Here is a 17,561-nt window from a genome sequence, read left to right as displayed (position 1 = left end):
TTGGGGGGTTGGGATTGTGGTTAGGGGTTGGGCTTGGTGGCGTGGATTTGGGCGGAGTGTATGCCGTTGGCTATGGGGTGGGTGGGGGTGATGTGGATGTCGGTGAAACCGGCGGCTTCGAGGGAGTGGCGGTATTCGGTGAAGGAGAGGGCGCCGGCTATGCAGCCGGCGTGGTCGCCGCGTTCGGCTCGTTGGGTGGTGGTGAGTTCGTCGTCGGCGATGACGTCCGAGATGCCGATTCGGCCGCCGGGGATCAGGACGCGGAAGGTCTCGGCGAACACCGCCGGTTTGTCGGTGGACAGGTTGATCACGCAGTTGGAGATGACGACGTCGATGGTGTGCGCCGGGAGGGGGATGGCTTCCATGGTGCCCTTGAGGAATTCGACGTTGGTGGCGCCGGCCTTCCTTTGATTGGCTCGGGCCAGGGCGAGCATTTCGTCGGTCATGTCCAGGCCGTACGCCTTGCCGGTGGGGCCGACGCGGCGGGCGGAGAGCAGGACGTCGATGCCGCCGCCGGAGCCGAGGTCCAGGACGCGTTCGCCTTCGTGGAGGTCGGCGACGGCGGTGGGGTTGCCGCAGCCCAGGGAGGCGGTGACGGCTTCGGCGGGCAGGGTTCCGCGCTCGTGGGCCGTGTAGAGGTGGGGGCCGAAGATCTCGTTGGCGTCGGCGTCGGCGTCGGCGTCTGTGGATTGTGGGCCGCAGCAGGCGGCGCCGCCTTCGGTGATCTGGAGGGCGGCGGCCGCGTAGCGCCGGCGGACGGTCTCGCGGAGGTTGGTGGGGTGTTCGCTCATGACGATTGCTCCTTGTGGGCAGGTGCTGCTCGTCGTGTCGGGGCCTCTGCTCGTTGCGTTGAGGCTTTCGCTCCTCGCGGTGGGGTGCCTGCTTTGCGTGTTCTGGCCCTCGGGAGGGGGAGGCCCCGCCAGGGCGCTGAGCGGGCTGTATTGAGGTTCTTTGATGCAAGCTTGCGCCTTGGATCGAAGAACTTCAATATGGGGGCATGTCGAAGCGAGAGTTTGTGGTGGTCGGGCAGGACGGGGCTGATGCCTGCTGCCCGGGGCTGCTCAGTGCGCCGCTGGGTGAGGAGCAGGCCGTTGAGCTGGCGAAGGTGTTCAAGGCTCTGGGGGATCCGGTGCGGCTGCGGTTGTTGTCGATGATCGCTTCGCGGGCCGGGGGTGAGGTCTGCGTGTGTGACCTCACGGCCGCCTTCGAGCTGTCGCAGCCGACCATCTCCCATCACCTCAAGCTCCTGCGGCAGGCCGGTCTCATCGACTGCGAACGTCGCGGGACCTGGGTGTACTACTGGCTGCTGCCGGAGATGATGAACAGGCTCGCCGGGATTCTCGCTCGGCCCGCCGATGCGGTCGAGGTCGTTTCGTGAGCGCGGAGATCGGGACGGCGACGGTAGGGACCGTGGCGACCCGGCTTTCTTTTCTCGACCGGTTTCTCACGGTGTGGATTCTTCTCGCGATGGTTGCCGGGCTCAGCCTCGGCCGGCTCGTCCCCGGTCTGGGCGGCGCGTTGGCCGAGGTCACGGTCGCCGGTGTCTCGCTGCCGATCGCGCTCGGGCTGCTGGTGATGATGTATCCGGTGCTGGCGAAGGTCCGTTACGACCGGCTCGGCACCGTCGGTCGCGACCGGCGTCTACTGGTCCCGTCGCTGGTCCTGAACTGGGCCGTCGGCCCGGCGATCATGTTCGCCCTTGCCTGGATCTTCCTGCCGGATCTGCCGGAGTACCGGACCGGCCTGATCATCGTCGGCCTGGCCCGCTGTATCGCCATGGTCATCATCTGGAACGACCTGGCCGGTGGCGACCGCGAAGCCGCCGCCGTGCTCGTCGCCCTCAACTCGGTGTTCCAGGTGATCGCGTTCTCCGTGCTCGGCTGGTTCTACCTCCAGGTGCTGCCCGGGTGGCTGGGGCTGGAGACGGCCGGTCTTGAGGTGTCCGTGGGGGAGATTGCCCGGTCCGTTCTGATCTTCCTCGGGATTCCGCTGCTGGCAGGGTTTTTGACGCGGCGGGTGGGCGAGAAGGTCAAGGGGCGGAGGTGGTACGAGGCGCGACTGATTCCTCGTATCGGGCCGTTCGCGCTGTATGGGCTGCTGTTCACGATCGTGGTGCTCTTCGCCCTCCAGGGCGAGGCGATCACCGCGCAGCCGTGGGACGTGGCGCGGATCGCGCTGCCGCTGCTGGTGTACTTCGCGGTCATGTGGGCCGGATCCATGGTGCTCGGCAGGGCCGTGGGGCTGGCGTATCCCCGTGCGACGACACTGGCGTTCACGGCCGCGGGCAATAACTTCGAACTCGCCATCGCGGTCGCCATCGCGACCTTCGGGGCGTCCTCCGGGCAGGCGCTGGCCGGGGTGGTCGGTCCCCTTGTCGAGGTCCCGGTGTTGATCGGGCTGGTTCATGTCGCCCTGGCCGCGCGGCGGCTCTTCCCCGTCACGACCACCGCCTCAGCTGTCGAAGCTGCTGCCTCCCCGGAAGGTTCCGCCCATGTCTGACATCGCCGGTCCGTCGGTGCTGTTCGTCTGCGTCCACAACGCCGGCCGTTCGCAGATGGCCGCCGCCTACCTCACCCACCTCGCGGGCGACCGGGTCGAGGTGCGTTCCGCCGGATCCGCTCCGGCCGAGACCGTGAACCCGGCCGTTGTCGAGGCGATGGCGGAGGTCGGCATCGATATCTCCGCCGAGTCCCCGAAGGTGCTCACCGTCGACGCCGTACGGGCATCGGACGTGGTGATCACGATGGGCTGCGGCGATACGTGTCCGGTCTTCCCCGGCAAGAAGTACCTCGACTGGAAGCTCGACGATCCGGCCGGGCAAGGGGTGGGCGCGGTCCGCCCCATCCGTGACGAGATCGAGCGGCGTGTGCGCGGGCTGATCGCCGAGTTCGACGTCTGAGCCGGCCGTCGCTTCCGGGCGGCGCTGGGCGGGGATTGCGCGGGGCGGGTTCGAGGTGGAGACCTCGGGCCCGCCCCGCGCGCTGTTGTTCGTCGTGGGGCTGCTGTGTATCGTCGGAGAGAATTGAAGTTTCAAGTAATTTCTTCAGTGGTCTGGTGGCCGGTCCTCGAAGGGGGCCGTGCCAGTCCCCGACATGGGAAAGAGCGCTCCGTATGACGTTCCCGCTCAGCACTCTCGAGTCCTCCCGCGTCGGCGCATCGACGCGCCACGCGCCCTCTCTGCACGGCTACGACACCGGGCTGCTCCTGCTGCGGCTCGCGCTCGGGCTGACCATGGCGGCGCACGGCGCCCAGAAGCTGTTCGGCTGGTTCGGCGGTCCGGGGCTGGACGCGACCGGGCAGTTCTTCACGATGAGTGGCTATCCGTCGGGCCGGGCCATGGCCGTCGTGGCCGGTCTCAGCGAGACGCTCGGTGGGCTCGGGCTCGTGGTCGGTCTGCTCACGCCGCTCGCCGGCGCGGCGGTCGTCGGCACGATGATCAACGCACTCGCCGTGAAGTGGGGCGGCGGTTTCTTCGCGCCCAAGGGTGTGGAGTACGAGCTGCTGCTGACCGCCGGCGCGGCCGCCCTGGCGCTGACCGGCCCCGGTCGCTACGCCATCGACCGCGCGCTGCCCGGTCTGCGTGCGCACCGGCTGGCCTACGGCGTGGCGGCGTTGCTGCTGGGTGCGGTGATCGCCGGAGGGGTGCTGCTCGTCCGGAAGTGAACCCCGGGGAGCGCCCTGGAGGTGAGCGCCTCGGCCTGAGGGCGAGAAGTACGCCATTGCCGGGGTCTCCGGCCGCTCGAACTCCGGCCGGAGATCTACTGGGCAGGCCGAGGCGGGCGAAGTAGAGCAGAAGCAGAGCGAAGTAGAGCAGGGGCAGGACAAGGAGTGCGGTGGCGCCCGGGCGGTGCCGCGGCGGGAGATCGGGGAACAGTCTTATGGCCGTACGTCGGCTCAATCATGCGGTGCTGTATGTCCGGGATGTGGTGCGGTCCGTCGCCTTCTACACCGAGACCCTGGGGCTCACGGTGGATGTCGAGATACCGGGGCGGGCCGCTTTCCTCAGCGCGCCCGGCTCGCTCAACGATCACGATCTGGGGCTGTTCGCGGTGGGCCCCGACGCGCCGGGACCGGAGACCGGGCGGGTCGGGCTCTACCACCTGGCCTGGGAGGTCGGCACGCTCGGCGAACTCGCCGCGACAGAGGCGCAGCTCACCGAGCGCGGCTCCCTGGTCGGCGCCAGCGACCACCTTGTCGCCAAGTCCCTGTACGCCAAGGACCCGGACGGCAACGAGTTCGAGGTGATGTGGCGGGTCCCGCGGAAGGACTGGCCGGGCCCGGACCAGGCGAACCGGCTGGTCCCGCTCGATCTCGCGGCGGCTCTGAAGCGCTGGGGGCCGGATCTGGTGACGGGGGCGGCGGCCGGTTCGGCCACGTGAGAGGCGTGGTGGCCGACTTGGGCAGGTGACGGAGGCGGCGGCCGCGTTGGGCGGGTGGCGGGAAGTTCCTGGCCAAGCCGGCCGGGATCCCGGGCCCCGGTGGCCCCCTGGCCCCGGCGCCCGACGGTGTACGTACGGGGCTCCAGGGGAGCGGGGTGCCTCAGACGCCAGAGGGCTCAGGTGGTTGAGGAGGCCGACGTCGCCCGGTCCGCCGAGTCCGTTCGCTCGGCCCGCTGCGCCCAGCGCCTTTCGACGCCGGCCAGCCGCCAGTACGCCAGCGCCGCGGCCCACACCACCACGAACAGGCCGACGATGATGAAGCCGACATTGTCCAGGTCGAGGGTGGAAATCCAGCCGGTCAGCGGGTCGTTGAGGGCGAGCTTGTCGTGCAGCACGGTCACCAGCTCGATGGTGCCGATGAAGAAGGCGACGGCGATCGACAGACCGGTGATGGTGAGGTTGTAGTAGACCTTGCGCACCGGGTTGGAGAACGCCCACTGGTAGGCGAAGTTCATGAACGTGCCGTCGAGGGTGTCGAACAGGCTCATTCCGGCGGCGAACAGCAACGGCAGACACAGCACGGCGTACCAGGGAAGGCCGGCCGCGGCGCCGCTGCCCGCCATCACCATCAGGGTCACTTCGGTGGCGGTGTCGAAGCCGAGCCCGAAGAGGAAGCCGAGCGGGAACATCTGGCCGGGGCGGGAGATCGAGCGGGTGAACCGTCCCAGGAAGCGGTTCATGAAGCCGCGTGAATCGAGGCGCTGCTCCAGCTCGGTCTCGTCGTAGCGGCCGTCGCGCATCCCGCGGAAGACCCGCCAGATCCCGGCCAGCGCGATGAGGTTGAGGGCGGCGATGAGGTAGAGGAACGTCCCGGAGACCGTGGTGCCGATGGTGCCCAGGATTTGGTGGGTACGGGACTGGTCGTTGAGCAGGGTGCCGGCGAGCTGGGCGCCGCCCGCCACCAGGGCGGCCATCGCGACGACCACGCTGGAGTGGCCGAGGGCGAACCAGAAGCCCACCGAGACCGGCCGCTTGCCGTCGGCCATCAGCTTGCGGGTGGTGTTGTCGATGGCTGCGATGTGATCGGCGTCGAAGGCATGCCGCATACCGAGGGTGTACGCGGTGATGCCGAGGCCCACGCCGAAGACCTGGCTTCCGACGGAGTAGTGGTTCGGGACCACGAGCAGGAAGAGCACGCCGAAGGCGACGATGTGCAGGCCGGCTATGACGGCCATCAGGCCCGCGGTACGGATGGTGTCCTGCCGGCGCCAGCGGAATGCGGCGGGGGCGGGGGTGTTCGGGGTATCGGTGGACAGGGCCATCCGGCGGTCACGCTCCAGCACCTCGTGGATCAGTTCGTGAGATGCCGTGGCCGGTCTCCTGGCTTACGGGTACACGTGTCCGTCCCCGCCTTCCCGGCCGCGGGATGCGGTCAGTGGCGCCGTACACGCACCGGGCGCATACGGAAAGGGCTGGAAACTCCCCGATCACAGTGGCGAGGGCCGCTCCGGCCTGGGACCACAAGGTCCGTCACCGGTCTTCCCGAACACCACGGCCCGGCCACTCTAGCGGCCGTCGGGGAGAGATGGCGTGTGGGGGCGTTCCCGCAGGTGAGGGGGGCGGTGGTGCCGCGAAGTCAGTAGTCCAAGGAGGAGAGAAAGGCGTGCAGTTCATGGTCAAAGAGAGCGGGGTTCTCCAGGTTGACCATATGGCCCGCGCCCGGTATTCGGACTCTTCGGGCGCGGGGCACGGTCAGCGCTATCGCATGGGCATTGGCGGAGATGTCCGTACTGTCGAGGTCGCCGTCGAACACGACCGTCGGCACCCGGATCTCGCCCAGGCGGTCGGCGGCGCCGACTTCCAGGGGCATGCCGGCGCCCACTCCATCGGCGTGCACCTCCACATTGGCCTCGGCCGATGCGCGCATCCGCTCGCGGAATCCCGGGTGCACGGCGGACGGTTCGCGATGCGGCCCGTCCACCCACATCCGCAGGAAGTGCTCGACATACCGCTCCGCGCCGTCCGGTGCGCCGATGGCCGCCACCTGCTCCCTGATGTGTGCCAGGACGAAGGGATCGGTGAAGGCGCGACCGCTGACCCCGGGGGAGGCGAGCGCAAGGGCCGTCACCCGGTCCGGGTGGGCTATGGCGGCGTCCAGCGCGACCCGCGCACCATGGGAAAGGCCGACGAGCACGGCACTGGGGACATCGAGCGCGTCGAGCAACGCGCACAGGTCGTCATGGTTGGCGTAGTCCCCGGCCACGGTGGAGGAGAGGCCATGGCCGCGGGAGTCGTAGCGGATCGCGCGCAGGCCGGAGTTCACCAGCCAGGCGAACTGCTCGTCCCACATGTGCTGGTCGAGCATGCCGCCGTGCAGCAGCACCACCGCGGGGCCCGCGCCGGCCGTCTCGTAGAACAGCTCGCCGTCGTCGACCGGCACGATCCCGTTGTCGATCTCGGACCAGGCGGTGATTGGTCGGGTCATTCTCCGGGCCGTCCTTTGCGTGCCAGATGCGGTGGGGTGGGTGGGCTGTCATCGGCTGAGTTGCCGTTACTGCTTTTACTGCTTGTACTGCCGTGGCTGTCGTAACCAGCCTGACTGTCTTGACTGCCCTGACTGTCGGTTTCCTCCCGTGGAACGCGCGAGCCGTTCGCCAGGTGCCGGAATTCCTCGCCGATCCGGTCGAGTACGTGCAGTGCGGTGCGGATGTCCTCGGCGGGCAGATCGGCCAACCGCTGCCGCAGCTCCGTCGCCTCGAACTCCTGGATCCCGCGTATCACCTCCGTGCCTTCGGCGGTGAGCCGGATCAGGGACGAGCGGCGGTGTGCGGGATTCGGTGCCGTCACGACCAGGCCCAGCTCCGCGGCGTGGTTCACCCAGCGCTGCACCGGCTGTCGGTCGAGGCCCATCGAGCGCGCCAACTGCGGCACGGTCCGGGGGCCTTCGCTGCGCAGGGCGTCCAGCAGCGCGTGTTCACCGGCGGTCATGCCCGTGCCCGTCAACTCGCGCTCCACCGCGCGCACGACCGTGCGGTGCAGCGGCCACAGGCGTCGGATGACGCCGTACAGCAGGTCTTCGGGCGGCGTCGGTCCCCCGTCGCCATCCACCTCAGCATCCATTTCAGCATCCACCTCAACGACACTCATGATGTCATGATGACATCGGTGATGTCGTTTGGGAAGGGTGCGATGACGGAAAGGAGTTGATGAGGCGGCGGGCATGCCGAGACCCGCGCGATTGATCGGTGAGAAAGGCGGGACGGCGGATGAAGGTGGGTCTGTTGCGTGCGGTCGGGGTGGCCACGGCCGTGTACGGGGTGGCGGTGACGGCGGTGCCCGATCTGCTGGCGCGGCCCTCGGGGCTGGTCGATGACGAGGGGCGGACCGCGCGGGCGACCCGGACCTCGCTGCGCCCGCTGGCCTGGCGGGACGCGGCGAGCGGGCTGGTGATGGCGCTGGCTCCCCGGGGGCCGGCGCTGCGCACCGCCGCGTATGTACGGATCGCGGCGGACTTCGGGGACGCCGTACTGCTCGGTGCGACGCTGCCGGGCCGGGACCGGAAGCTGAAGGCGGCGGCGGTGTCCGTGGGGTGGGGTGCGCTGTCGGTGGCCGGTCTGCTCGCCGGCGGGTAGGGGCGACGGGGCAGAGGGAGGGGCTATTCGTCCGGTGGAGGAGGGGCTTCTGCGGGCGTAAAGGTGATGACGAGGTCGGCGCGGTCGCGAGTGGCCGCCACGACACGGGCGTTGGCCTCGTCCGAGGCATGCACGAACCGCTCGGCGTCGGCGCGCGGGCGCCCGAAGCGCTCATGGCGGTCGACCAGCCGCCGGATCCGCTCCGCGGCGTCCAGCTCCACGTACCAGACCTCGTCGAGCAGTGCGCGGATCCGCGACCAGGGAGGGGAGTCGAGGAGGAGGTAATTGCCCTCGGTGACGATGAGCGGGACATGCGGTGCCACGGGGATGCTGCCGGCGACCGGTTCCTCGATGCGGCGGTCGAAGGCCGGGGCGTAGACGGCGGTGTCCGGCTCCGGCGAGCGCAGGCGCGCCAGCAACGCCGCGTATCCGGCGGGGTCGAAGGTGTCCGGCGCGCCCTTGCGGTCCGTACGGCCGAGGCGGTGCAACTCCGCCTCGGCGAGGTGGAAACCGTCCATCGGGACGAGCGCCGCCTGTCCGGCCAGCTCGGCCACGAGGTGGGCGGCGAGGGTGGACTTGCCGGCGCCGGGCGGGCCGGTGATGCCGAGCAGCCGGCGCCGGGCGGGAGTCGCGGAGGCGGCGAGCCGACGGGCGCGGGAGAGGAGGTGCCGGGGATCCATGGTGCGTCCATCGTGCCCGATCGGCGGGTTGCCCGGTACGGCCCGATGCTCCCCGCGGCTCAGCCGTGGTACTCCATGCCGTATTGCGCGCCGATCTCGTTGAGGCGGCCGAGGTCGGGGTGGCCGCCCTTCATGACGACCGGTCCGGCCTCGAACATGTCCTCCACGAACTGCTCCCAGCCGCCCGGCGAGGAGATCTGCAGACAGCGGGCGGGCGGCTGCGAGGCGTTGCGCAGGGCGTGCGGGACGCCGTGCGGCAGCAGGGTGCACATGCCGGGGGTGAGGCGGTAGGTGGCGCCGTCGAAGTCGACCTCCATCTCGCCTTCGAGGACGTAGACGAATTCATCGGCGTCGTGGTGGATGTGCGGCGGGATGTCGACGTCGAGCTGGTTCTCCAGGATGGCGAGCCGGCCCTCGGTGTCGGTGGTACGGGCCTTGACGGCGAAGCCGGGCGGCAGGGGGATGCGTCCCGGTCGCCGTTCGCCGGGCTGTAGGACGTGGAAGCGCTCCTTGGACATGGTGATCGCCGGTCCTCTCTCCGGGGTTCTCCGGATCTTGTGCGGATCCGCCTTTGCTGCGCGCCGGATCCGCTGCGCGTCTGTGTGTGCATACGTGGAACCGGAATCCGATTCCGTTTAAGGAGCGTAGCAGTAGCATCGGCGATGTGGCACCCTCTTCGACCTCCCCCACCCCTCACCGCAGGCCGCGCGCCGACGCCGAGCGCAACCGCACCCGAGTGCTGGACGCCGCGCGGGAGGTGTTCCGTGCGCGCGGCGACGAGGCGCAGATGCCCGAGGTCGCCCGCGCGGCGGGGGTGGGCATCGGGACGGTGTACCGGCACTTCCCCAGCCGGGCCGCACTGATAGCCGCCGTGGGCGAGCAACGCCAGGCGGAAATCGTGGAGTTCGGCCGTACCCGCTGTCTGCCGAGTGCGGTGGCCGCCGACGGGCTGGCCGCCTATATCGAGCACATCGGCGAGGTACTCAGCGACGAGCGCGGGCTGTCGGCGTCGATCGAGGCGGCGTTCGGCTCCACCGAGCCGACCGGGGAGGGGCGGGCCCGGGCCGAGACGGTCGCGGGTCAACTGCTCGCCCGTGCCAAGGAGGAGGGCACGGTGCGCCCGGACGTCGAGGTCGGCGATGTGGTGATGATCGTGTGCGGGCTGGCGGCGGTGATCCGTAACAACGCCGGGGACTGGCGGCGTTACGTACGCAATGCGTGTGCGGGGCTGCGGCCTTAGGGCGTGTCTTTCGGATCGGCCCGGGATGGCGACCAAAAGACACGCTGGCGACCAAAAGACACGCCGGCGACCCAAAGGCATGCCTTCGGGCAAAAGGCACGCCTTGAGGTCGCGGCTTCAGGGCTTTCAGGCGGAGCGGGACGCGTCCTGGTGCGGGTCGGGCTCACCCTCGTGTGCGGCGCCCAGGCGCCACAGGGACGTGACCTCGGCCGCGCGGGCCACATGGAGCGGGTCGGAGGTGTCACGGGCGCGCGGATGGCGCGGGGTGATGTCGAGTCGGTCCAGGACTGTGAGGCCCGCCTTGGCGAACGCGTCGAGGAGTTCGGCGTGCGGGCGCAGGCCGAGGTGTTCCGCCAGGTCGGAGAGGATCAGCCAGCCCTCGCCGTCCGGGGTCAGATGGTCCGCGAGGCCGTCCAGGAAGCCGTGCAGCATGCGGTTGCCCGGGTCGTAGACCGCGTGTTCCACGGGGGAGGTCGGTTTGGCGGGCACCCACGGGGGATTGCAGACGACCAGCGGGGCGCGGCCGGCCGGGAACAGATCGGCCTCGACCACCTCCACCTGCCCGGCTACGCCCAGCCGTTCGGTGTTCTCCCGGGCGCAGGCCAGTGCGCGAGGGTCCTGGTCGGTGGCCACGACCCTGCGGACGCCGCGCCGGGCGAGCACCGAGGCCAGTACGCCAGTGCCGGTGCCGATGTCGAACGCCAGCTCCTGGGAGGGCAGTGGTGCCTCGGCGACCAGGTCGACGTATTCGCCGCGGGCCGGCGAGAAGACGCCGTAGTGCGGATGGATCCGGTCGCCGCCGAGCGCCGGGATCTCCACGCCCTTCCTGCGCCATTCGTTGGCGCCGATCAGGCCGAGGAGCTCACGCAGGGAGACGAGGGAGGCCGTGGGGTCCGAGGGGGCGGTGGGGTCCGGGGAGAGCGTCGGGTCCGAGGCGGCGAGGTCCGAGCCCTCGGTGGCGCCGGATGCCGTCCCGGGGGCGGGCTCCCCGGGGCCGTACGCCCTGGTGCAGGCCTCGCGGACGTCAGGGGCGCGGTGCAGCGGGACCGCGTAGGTCGCGTCGAGGGGGATCAGCAGCATGCCCAGGATGCGGGCGCGCTGGTTCTGCGCGGCGCGGTGCAGATGGAACGCCTGGGTGACATCGGCGGGCGGCGTCTTGCGGGGGCGGCGGTCGATGCGGCGGGCCAGCGCGGTCAGCAGCTGGCGGGCGTTGTGGAAATCGCCGCGCCACAGCAGCGCGGTGCCCTCGCAGGCGAGTTTGTACGCCTCGTCGGCCTTCGTCCGGTCGTCGGCGATGACGATACGGCGGGGCGGCGGGGAGCCGTTTTCGGAGCGCCAACGGGCGGAACGGGGCCGGTCGGCCTCGGTCCATTCGACGACCGGTGGTGCGTTCACCGAAGTGTGCCTCGCGTGTGTGGTTCGGACCCCTCCCATGGGGCCGCCCTGATGCGGCGCCGGTCCGGCGCCGGGGGAGCGGCGGGCGCTCGCAAGGGGCGGTGGGACGGGAGTGGTGTGACGCTCGACTTTACTCCGTATCGGGATCGCACCTGGTCCGCAGCGGGGCGGGAGCAGGACGGCCCGGCTCGGTGGCGGCGCGGAGGGGCGGCGCCGGGCCGAGGTCAGCCGATGCCGAACGCCTGCGCGTAGCGCACCGTGCCGCGTGGGGGTATGGAGCCGTCCAGGGACAGCGCCATGAAGGCCTCGTCGGGCCAGGGCTGCGGGGGCAGGATGCCGAACCGGTCGGCGGCCGGTGCGAACCCGAAGCGTGGGTAATACGGGGGATGGCCGAGCACGATCGCGGTCCGCTCGCCGGCCGCCCGGGCGGCCTCCAGGAGCGCCCGGATCACCGCACCGCCCGCACCGTGCTTCTGGTACTCGGGCAGCACCGCGCACGGGGCGAGCGCGACGGCCGGAGCATCGTCGATATGACAGCGCGTCAGCAGGGCATGAGCGGCCGGGGTACCGTCCGGTGCGTCGGCGACGTAGGAGAGTCCGGGCAGCCAGGCGGACGGGTCGCGGCGCAGGGCATCGACGAGATCCGCCTCTTCGGCCGTCCCGAAGGCGCCGAGGTTGACCCGGCGGACGGCCGGTATGTCGTCGGTGGTCTCGGGGCGCGGATGCCAGCTGCGGATGCTGACGGCAGGGGTTGCCGGGGCGTTGCCGCCGGCGTCGTTCGAGGCGTTGTTGTGCGGGTCGTTCGAGGCGTCGGTGTCGTTCGTACCGCTCATGTTCTTCATCGTCGCACCGGGGTCTGACAACCGGCCAGGAGTTTTCCGCCGTGCGGTCAGTGCGCGGTGCCGCGGTCCGGGCGGCGCATCAGGAAGGCCGCGGCCGATCCGGCGGCGAAGAGGGCGACGACGGAGAGCGCGGGGCTCACCCAGGACGTGCCGAGCCAGTGGCCGCCGAAGTAGCCGAGGCTCACGCTGTAGGCGGCCCAGGCGAGACCGGCCAGGGCGGACCAGGGGAGGAACTCGCGGACCGTACGGTGTGCGACGCCGGCGCCCAGGCTGACCACGGACCGCCCGGCGGGTGCGAAGCGGGCCAGGACGACGATGCCGCCACCGCCTCGCGTCAGCGCCGTGCCGAGCCTTTTCTGCGCCGCCGTCAGCCGGCGGGAGCGGCCGATGGTCCGGTCGAAGCGGTCGCCGCCGCGCCAGGCGAGCCGGTAGGCGACCATATCGCCGAGCACCGAGGCGGTGGCCGCGCAGAGCACCAGGGAGAACATCTGGGCCAGGGGGGCGCCACCGTGGACGGACGAGGTGACATCGACGCCGCCGACCGCGTCGGCGGCGGTGCTGGTACCGGCGGCCGTGGTGGCCGCGGCGATCACCAGGACCCCGCTGGGCAGGATCGGTACGAACACATCGAGAACGATCGAGAGGCTGACGATCACATAGACCCAAGGGGTGCCGCTGAGGGACCCCAGGCTTTCCAACAACGTCCTACTCCCGGTCCGAACCCCGCCGCGACGTCGCTCGGTGCGGCAGGGGCGGCTCTACAGCCATACAGCGTACGCCTGGCTTCTGTGGCCGGGAGGCGTGGGGTGGAATGTGTTGGAGGTGTCACCGCGCCCGCGGATGCGGCACGGCCCGTACGGCGGAGATGCCGTACGGGCCGTGAGGAAAGCACCGGGACGGGGTCCCGCTTGTCCGCGGATCAGGCGGCGGAGGCCACCGCCCGCTCGCGCTCGCCGAAGAAGACGCGGTCGAGCGCCCAGGCGCCGGGGCCGATGAAGAAGATCAGTAGGAAGGCCCAGCAGAACATCGCGGACGCCTCGCCGCCGTTCTGTATCGGCCACAGCGCCGTGCCCTGGTGGGCGGAGAAGTACGCGTAGGCCATCGAGCCGGAGCTGATGAACGCCGCGGCGCGGGTGCCCAGGCCGAGCATCACGAGGATGCCGCCGGCCAGCTGGATCACGGCGGCGAACCAGCCGGGCCAGGCGCCGGTGGGGACGGTGCCGCCCTGGCCCATCGCGCCACCGAGGACGCCGAAGAGCGAGGACGCCCCGTGGCAGGCGAAGAGCAGCCCGACGACGATGCGGAAGAGCGCGAGCGCGTGCGGGGTGACTCTCTGGGTGAACGAGTTCAACGGTGCGGACATGTGGGGGACTCCTACGGTTTCTGGGGACGAAGAGGTAACCGTGGAGGCATAGGTTAGGGGTACCTAACCTATACTTGCAAGTTCAACCGTTGGTCAAATGGGACCTTTGATCCGAACCAGCCGTGCCCGCGCCCTCGACGGCCTTCCCGACCGCGGCCCGCAGTGCCGCCCGCGCCACCGCGTCGGTGTCGGCCAGCGTGACCGACCCCACCCCGGGCCGCGCCCCCGCCGCCGTCACCCAGTGCACGCCCTCCGTAGGAACCCCCACCGCGAAACGCCGCGGATGGTGCCTACCGTCCGCCTCCACGAGGTGGTACGGACTGGGCGACACATCGAGCCCGCCGGTCTCGTAGCCGTCCGCGAGGTGCGGCCGGCAGCCGCCGTCGGTCAGCAGCCCGGCCAGCAGCTCGTCCGCGGTACGCCGTAGATCCGGCTCCGGCAGCCGCGCCTCGATCAGCGCCGTCGCCGTCACCTCGGACCCCGGAACGTCCGGCGAGTACGCCGTGAAACCGGGCCCGCGGCTGTCGTCGGCGCCGAGCCGGACCGTCATACGGGGGCCGACCACCTCCAGCACCCCCGCCTCGATCAGCGCGGCCATCTCCGCTATCCGGCGCCGCGGCGGCCCGATGGACAGAAAGGCGTTGAGCGGGGTGTACCAGCGGTCCAGATGGTCGCGGCGGGACGCGCCGGCCAGTCCGCCGTGGTCGACGATCTGCCGCAGCTCGTTGCGCAGATCCCGCAGCACATCGAGGGCCGCCTTGACCGGACCGGACACATTGCCCTGCCGGGCGTGAGCGACGTCCGTGCGCAGATGGTCCAGCAGCCACTCGCGGAACGCGGCCCGGTCGGCGAACGACCGCTCCGCGTGCGGCCGGGAGACCCGGTCCCAGTCCCAGCGCTCGGCGGGCGCGATACCGAAGGCGTCCAGGGCGGCGGCCTCTTCGGGGCTGCGGTGCGCGCTGCCCAGGAAGCGGTCGCGGAACCGGTCGTGGCACTTGGCGCGGCCGATCCCCCGCCGCACCAGCAGCGCCTCGTAATAGACCGTCTCCACCTCCTTGGCCACCAGGGGCCAGACCTCCGCCAGGAAGTCGGGGAGATCGCCGGAGTCGGCGCGCTTGCGGAAGCCGGCGATCACGTCCGGTGTGAGCAGCAGCGGCAGATGACGGCCGTGCGCGCCCTTCGCGTTGTCGCCGCGCGCGTGGTACGGGATGCCGCGCCGGGACCCCGCGAACAGCCGGGGCTCGCGGCCGGACGGCAGATACGTCAGCGCGCCGTCCCCGCCCGGTACGAACCGGCCGCCGCGGGCCGTTGTCAGCAGCGCCATGTGGTCGAAGAAGTTGAGGCCGAGACCGCGCAGCAGCACCGGCCGCGCGGGTGCCAGCGCCTCCAAAGGGGCGGAGAGATCGGCGGGGTTGGCGGGCGGCAGATAGCACAGCCCGTGCCCGGCGGCGTAGTCGGCCAAGTGCCGCTGCTCGCGGTCCAAAGCGGTCGGTAGATGGCCCTGCGCGAGGACCACCGCCCCCAGGCCGTGCAACGTCCGGCCGTCGTCCAGGGTGAGCGACTGGGTGCCGCCGAGGGCCTCGGCCAGCCGCACCGCGCGGGCCGTGTGCGCCACGACGGTCACATCCTCGGGGGCGGTGCGCACCGTGTGGCGGAACACCCACTCCAGATAGCGGCCGTACAGCGCGCGCCCCGGATAGTCGTCCGGTCCGACCTCGCACCCCTGCCAGGCGTACAGGCTCGGCCCGGTGCGTATCGGGCCCGCGCACTCCACGCTGTCGTCGGTGAACAGCGTGACCTGCGACGCCACGGTGTTCATCAGCAGCTCGGGCGGCTGGGCGGTGCGCCACACCTGGCCGGCGCCGGGCGGGGCGGGATCGATGACATGGACGGTCAGCCGGGCGCCCGGGGCCAGTTCGGCGGCCGAGGCGCAGATCCGCTCCAGCACACTCGTCCCACGCGGCCCCGCGCCGACGATGGCGATGGCGGGCCGGGGGTGGCGGTCGGCGATGTGGTCGGCTGCCAAGAGGGGCTCTCCCTGGGGCGGCGGACGGCCGGCGCGCGGGCGCGGGCCGGCCGAGAGTGCGGGCAACGAGCAAATGTGCGCCCCATCATCACCGCCGGCCCCCGTGGCGCAGCACCCGGGTAGGCAAAGAAATCCGCCGGATCCGCAGGTCGGCCGCCTGTGCGCCGGTGGCCGGCCGCGCGGTTACGGATGCGGAATCGCCCGCATCATCCGCTCTTCGGTCGGTCGGTTCCCCGGGCGGAAACGTCCGCATCACCGGTTTCCCCGGCAACCCGCGCACCGGCCGCCGCATCCCGCCAGACCGTGACGAGCCGGACGTCTCCCTGCTTCTCCCGGCGTGCCTGATCCAGGGCGATCCGCGCCGTACGGCCCGCCAGCGTCAGCGTCATCAGCTGATTGCCGAACCAAGGGCCGCCCGTACGCCGCCACTTCACCGGCGGCCGGGTCAGCCGCCCGTGCCGGGCCAGCAGCTTGCCCAGCCACCGGCCGGACCGGCTCCAGCCGAAGCGGAAACCGGCCTGCAGCGAGCCGGGGATGCTGTTGTGGACGGGGGAGCAGGTCAGCTGCAGCACCCGGCTCGTGGGCTCCTGGCCGGCGCCGCGCCAGTGCGGCTCCGCCACGTAGGCATGGTGCACGTCCCCGGACAGCACACAGACCGTGGCCGGGGCGTCCGCGCCGGAGCCGGCCTCGGCGATCAGCTCGGTGAGCGCGGTGAACGAATCGGGGAAGGCCGCCCAGTGCTCCAAATCGGCGCGCTGGCGCAGGAACTCGCTTCTACGGGCCCAGCGGGGGCCGCGTTCGCCGGCGCACAGGGCGGCGTTCCAGCCCTCCGCCGCGTGGATGAGATGCGGCAGCAGCCACGGCAGCGAACTGCCGAGCAGCAGATGGTCGTAGCTGCCGCGCCCCTCCAGCACCGCCTGCCGCAGCCATTCACCCTCGCTCTTGTCGAGCATCGCGCGGTTGCCCTCGTCCAGGACACGGGTGGCGCGGGTGTCGATCATGACCAGGCGCACCCGGCCGAAGTCGCGGCGGTAGCTCCAGCGCGCGCACGCCGGATCGTCGTTCGCGTCGGCCGCGAACTCCCGCACCAGGTCCGTGCCGTCGGGCACCGCCCGCACCTGGGCGTAGAGCTCGTCGACGGCCAGCTCGGCGGGCGAGAGATTGCCCAGATGCTGATGCACCCAGTACGACATCAGGCCGCCCAGTATCCGCTCGCGCCACCAGGTGGTGGTCCGCATCCGGGCCAGCCAGGCCGCCGAGGTGTTCCAGTCGTCGATCACATCGTGGTCGTCGAAGATCATGCAGCTGGGGACCGTGGACAGCAGCCAGCGGACCTCCGGGTCGAGCCAGGACTCGTAGTAGAGGTGGGTGTATTCCTCGTAGTCGGCGACCTGCTTCCACGGCGGCTCGGTGAGGTCGCGGTGGGCGGCCAGCGCCCGGGCGGTCGCCTCGGAGGTCTGGTCGGCATAGACCTGGTCGCCCAAGAGCAGCAGTACGTCCGGACGTTCGCGGTCCGGATCGGCGGCCAGAGTGGCGGCGAGGGTGTCCAGCGCGTCCGGGCCGACCGGGTCGTGGGCGGCCTTCGAGGGCGTCGCGGACCAGCGGCAGGAGCCGAAGGCGAGGCGCAGCGGCTGCTCCCCGGAGGCCGGGAGGGTGCGGATCGTGCTCCGCGGGAAGTGGCTGTCGGGCAGCGGCCAGACCTGCTGCTCGTCCAGCAGCACCTGGTAGGGCGTCGCGCTGCCGGGCACCAGACCGGTCACCGGGACCAGCGCGTAGTGGTGCCCGGCCACCTGCCAGGTGTGCTCGGCGCCGCCCGCCCCGCCCTCGCAGCGGATCCGTACCTCGCACGGCCGGTCGGTCTCCACCCACACCGTCGCGCTGTCCGCGTCGACATACCGCAGCAGCGGTCCCAAGCGCAGTCCGGCCATCGGTGTCCTCCCCTTGTCGTGGTCAGAGGATAGGAGCAGAAGCGGTGCGGCGGATGGCCGGGACGGCGGCGCGCCC

19 protein-coding genes and 1 riboswitch are annotated in these 17,561 nt (G+C 71.1%); of the genes, 7 read left to right on the top strand and 12 right to left on the bottom strand.

Features of this window, described 5'->3' with window-relative positions:
* Window positions 1-20 precede the first annotated feature (20 nt).
* Entirely contained in the window at window positions 21-791 is a 771-nt protein-coding gene (gene arsM / locus KI385_RS14875; protein ID WP_238572694.1) for an arsenite methyltransferase, read from the bottom strand.
* Between the two features lie 206 nt (window positions 792-997).
* Here arsM and KI385_RS14870 point away from each other — a divergent pair, with 206 nt between their 5' ends.
* The 5 genes from KI385_RS14870 to KI385_RS14850 all read left to right on the top strand — a co-directional run bounded on the left by KI385_RS14870 (window position 998) and on the right by KI385_RS14850 (window position 4,379).
* On the top strand, window positions 998-1,378 hold the full coding sequence (locus tag KI385_RS14870) for an ArsR/SmtB family transcription factor (protein WP_238572693.1): 381 nt from the start codon (window positions 998-1,000) through the stop codon (window positions 1,376-1,378).
* On the top strand, window positions 1,375-2,499 hold the full coding sequence (gene arsB / locus KI385_RS14865) for an ACR3 family arsenite efflux transporter (RefSeq protein WP_281066856.1): 1,125 nt from the start codon (window positions 1,375-1,377) through the stop codon (window positions 2,497-2,499). Before KI385_RS14870 ends, arsB begins: the two co-directional genes overlap by 4 nt.
* The gene (locus tag KI385_RS14860; protein ID WP_238572692.1) at window positions 2,492-2,899 is read left to right on the top strand and encodes an arsenate reductase ArsC; all 408 of its coding nucleotides are present in this window, start codon (window positions 2,492-2,494) and stop codon (window positions 2,897-2,899) included. Before arsB ends, KI385_RS14860 begins: the two co-directional genes overlap by 8 nt.
* Before the next feature lie 212 nt (window positions 2,900-3,111).
* The gene (locus KI385_RS14855; RefSeq protein WP_238572691.1) at window positions 3,112-3,663 is read left to right on the top strand and encodes a DoxX family protein; all 552 of its coding nucleotides are present in this window, start codon (window positions 3,112-3,114) and stop codon (window positions 3,661-3,663) included.
* Window positions 3,664-3,878: 215 nt separating this feature from the next.
* Entirely contained in the window at window positions 3,879-4,379 is a 501-nt protein-coding gene (locus tag KI385_RS14850; RefSeq protein WP_238572690.1) for a VOC family protein, read from the top strand.
* A gap of 176 nt (window positions 4,380-4,555) precedes the next feature.
* Here KI385_RS14850 and nicT read toward each other — a convergent pair whose 3' ends face one another.
* The 3 genes from nicT to KI385_RS14835 form a co-directional block, all read right to left on the bottom strand.
* Window positions 4,556-5,701, bottom strand: a complete 1,146-nt coding sequence (gene nicT, locus KI385_RS14845; protein ID WP_238577696.1) for a Nickel transporter NicT — start codon at window positions 5,699-5,701, stop codon at window positions 4,556-4,558.
* Between the two features lie 31 nt (window positions 5,702-5,732).
* A riboswitch (cobalamin riboswitch) is annotated at window positions 5,733-5,948 on the bottom strand.
* 67 nt (window positions 5,949-6,015) lie between these two features.
* Window positions 6,016-6,864 (bottom strand): alpha/beta fold hydrolase, encoded by an 849-nt coding sequence (locus KI385_RS14840; RefSeq protein ID WP_238572689.1) that lies wholly within the window; start codon window positions 6,862-6,864, stop codon window positions 6,016-6,018.
* Window positions 6,861-7,526, bottom strand: coding sequence for a MarR family winged helix-turn-helix transcriptional regulator (locus KI385_RS14835; protein ID WP_238572688.1), 666 nt, complete (start codon window positions 7,524-7,526; stop codon window positions 6,861-6,863). Before KI385_RS14835 ends, KI385_RS14840 begins: the two co-directional genes overlap by 4 nt.
* Window positions 7,527-7,645: 119 nt before the next feature.
* On the opposite strand from KI385_RS14835, the gene KI385_RS14830 reads away from it, so the two are divergent.
* Window positions 7,646-8,011, top strand: a complete 366-nt coding sequence (locus KI385_RS14830; RefSeq protein WP_238572687.1) for a hypothetical protein — start codon at window positions 7,646-7,648, stop codon at window positions 8,009-8,011.
* A gap of 23 nt (window positions 8,012-8,034) precedes the next feature.
* On the opposite strand, the gene KI385_RS14825 is transcribed toward KI385_RS14830, so the two are convergent.
* Both KI385_RS14825 and KI385_RS14820 read right to left on the bottom strand, forming a co-directional pair.
* Window positions 8,035-8,691: a nucleoside/nucleotide kinase family protein gene (locus KI385_RS14825; RefSeq protein WP_238572686.1), complete on the bottom strand. Its 657-nt coding sequence runs from the start codon at window positions 8,689-8,691 to the stop codon at window positions 8,035-8,037.
* A gap of 59 nt (window positions 8,692-8,750) precedes the next feature.
* A complete protein-coding gene (locus KI385_RS14820; RefSeq protein WP_238572685.1) occupies window positions 8,751-9,209 on the bottom strand; it encodes a cupin domain-containing protein in 459 nt (152 codons plus the stop codon).
* Window positions 9,210-9,355: 146 nt separating this feature from the next.
* Between KI385_RS14820 and KI385_RS14815 the strand changes: the two genes are divergently transcribed.
* Window positions 9,356-9,931 carry a TetR/AcrR family transcriptional regulator gene (locus tag KI385_RS14815; RefSeq protein WP_238572684.1) on the top strand — a complete coding sequence of 192 codons (576 nt, stop codon included), beginning with the start codon at window positions 9,356-9,358 and terminating at the stop codon, window positions 9,929-9,931.
* A gap of 126 nt (window positions 9,932-10,057) precedes the next feature.
* Here KI385_RS14815 and KI385_RS14810 read toward each other — a convergent pair whose 3' ends face one another.
* The 6 genes from KI385_RS14810 to KI385_RS14785 form a co-directional block, all read right to left on the bottom strand.
* Window positions 10,058-11,326 (bottom strand): methyltransferase, encoded by a 1,269-nt coding sequence (locus tag KI385_RS14810; protein WP_238572683.1) that lies wholly within the window; start codon window positions 11,324-11,326, stop codon window positions 10,058-10,060.
* A 224-nt stretch (window positions 11,327-11,550) separates the two neighbouring features.
* The gene (locus tag KI385_RS14805) at window positions 11,551-12,159 is read right to left on the bottom strand and encodes a GNAT family N-acetyltransferase (protein ID WP_238572682.1); all 609 of its coding nucleotides are present in this window, start codon (window positions 12,157-12,159) and stop codon (window positions 11,551-11,553) included.
* Between the two features lie 56 nt (window positions 12,160-12,215).
* Window positions 12,216-12,869: a DedA family protein gene (locus KI385_RS14800; RefSeq protein WP_238572681.1), complete on the bottom strand. Its 654-nt coding sequence runs from the start codon at window positions 12,867-12,869 to the stop codon at window positions 12,216-12,218.
* Between the two features lie 218 nt (window positions 12,870-13,087).
* On the bottom strand, window positions 13,088-13,531 hold the full coding sequence (locus KI385_RS14795) for a DoxX family protein (RefSeq protein WP_238572680.1): 444 nt from the start codon (window positions 13,529-13,531) through the stop codon (window positions 13,088-13,090).
* Window positions 13,532-13,613: 82 nt separating this feature from the next.
* Window positions 13,614-15,557 carry an FAD/NAD(P)-binding protein gene (locus KI385_RS14790; RefSeq protein ID WP_238572679.1) on the bottom strand — a complete coding sequence of 648 codons (1,944 nt, stop codon included), beginning with the start codon at window positions 15,555-15,557 and terminating at the stop codon, window positions 13,614-13,616.
* A gap of 206 nt (window positions 15,558-15,763) precedes the next feature.
* Window positions 15,764-17,485: an alkaline phosphatase D family protein gene (locus KI385_RS14785; RefSeq protein ID WP_238572678.1), complete on the bottom strand. Its 1,722-nt coding sequence runs from the start codon at window positions 17,483-17,485 to the stop codon at window positions 15,764-15,766.
* Between the last annotated feature and the right edge of the window lie 76 nt (window positions 17,486-17,561).

Source organism: Streptomyces inhibens (genome assembly GCF_022221585.1).
GTDB classification, from domain to species: Bacteria; Actinomycetota; Actinomycetes; order Streptomycetales; family Streptomycetaceae; genus Streptomyces; species Streptomyces inhibens.
Note: the sequence above shows the minus strand (reverse complement) of the source record. Positions and strands in the feature narration are given on the sequence as shown.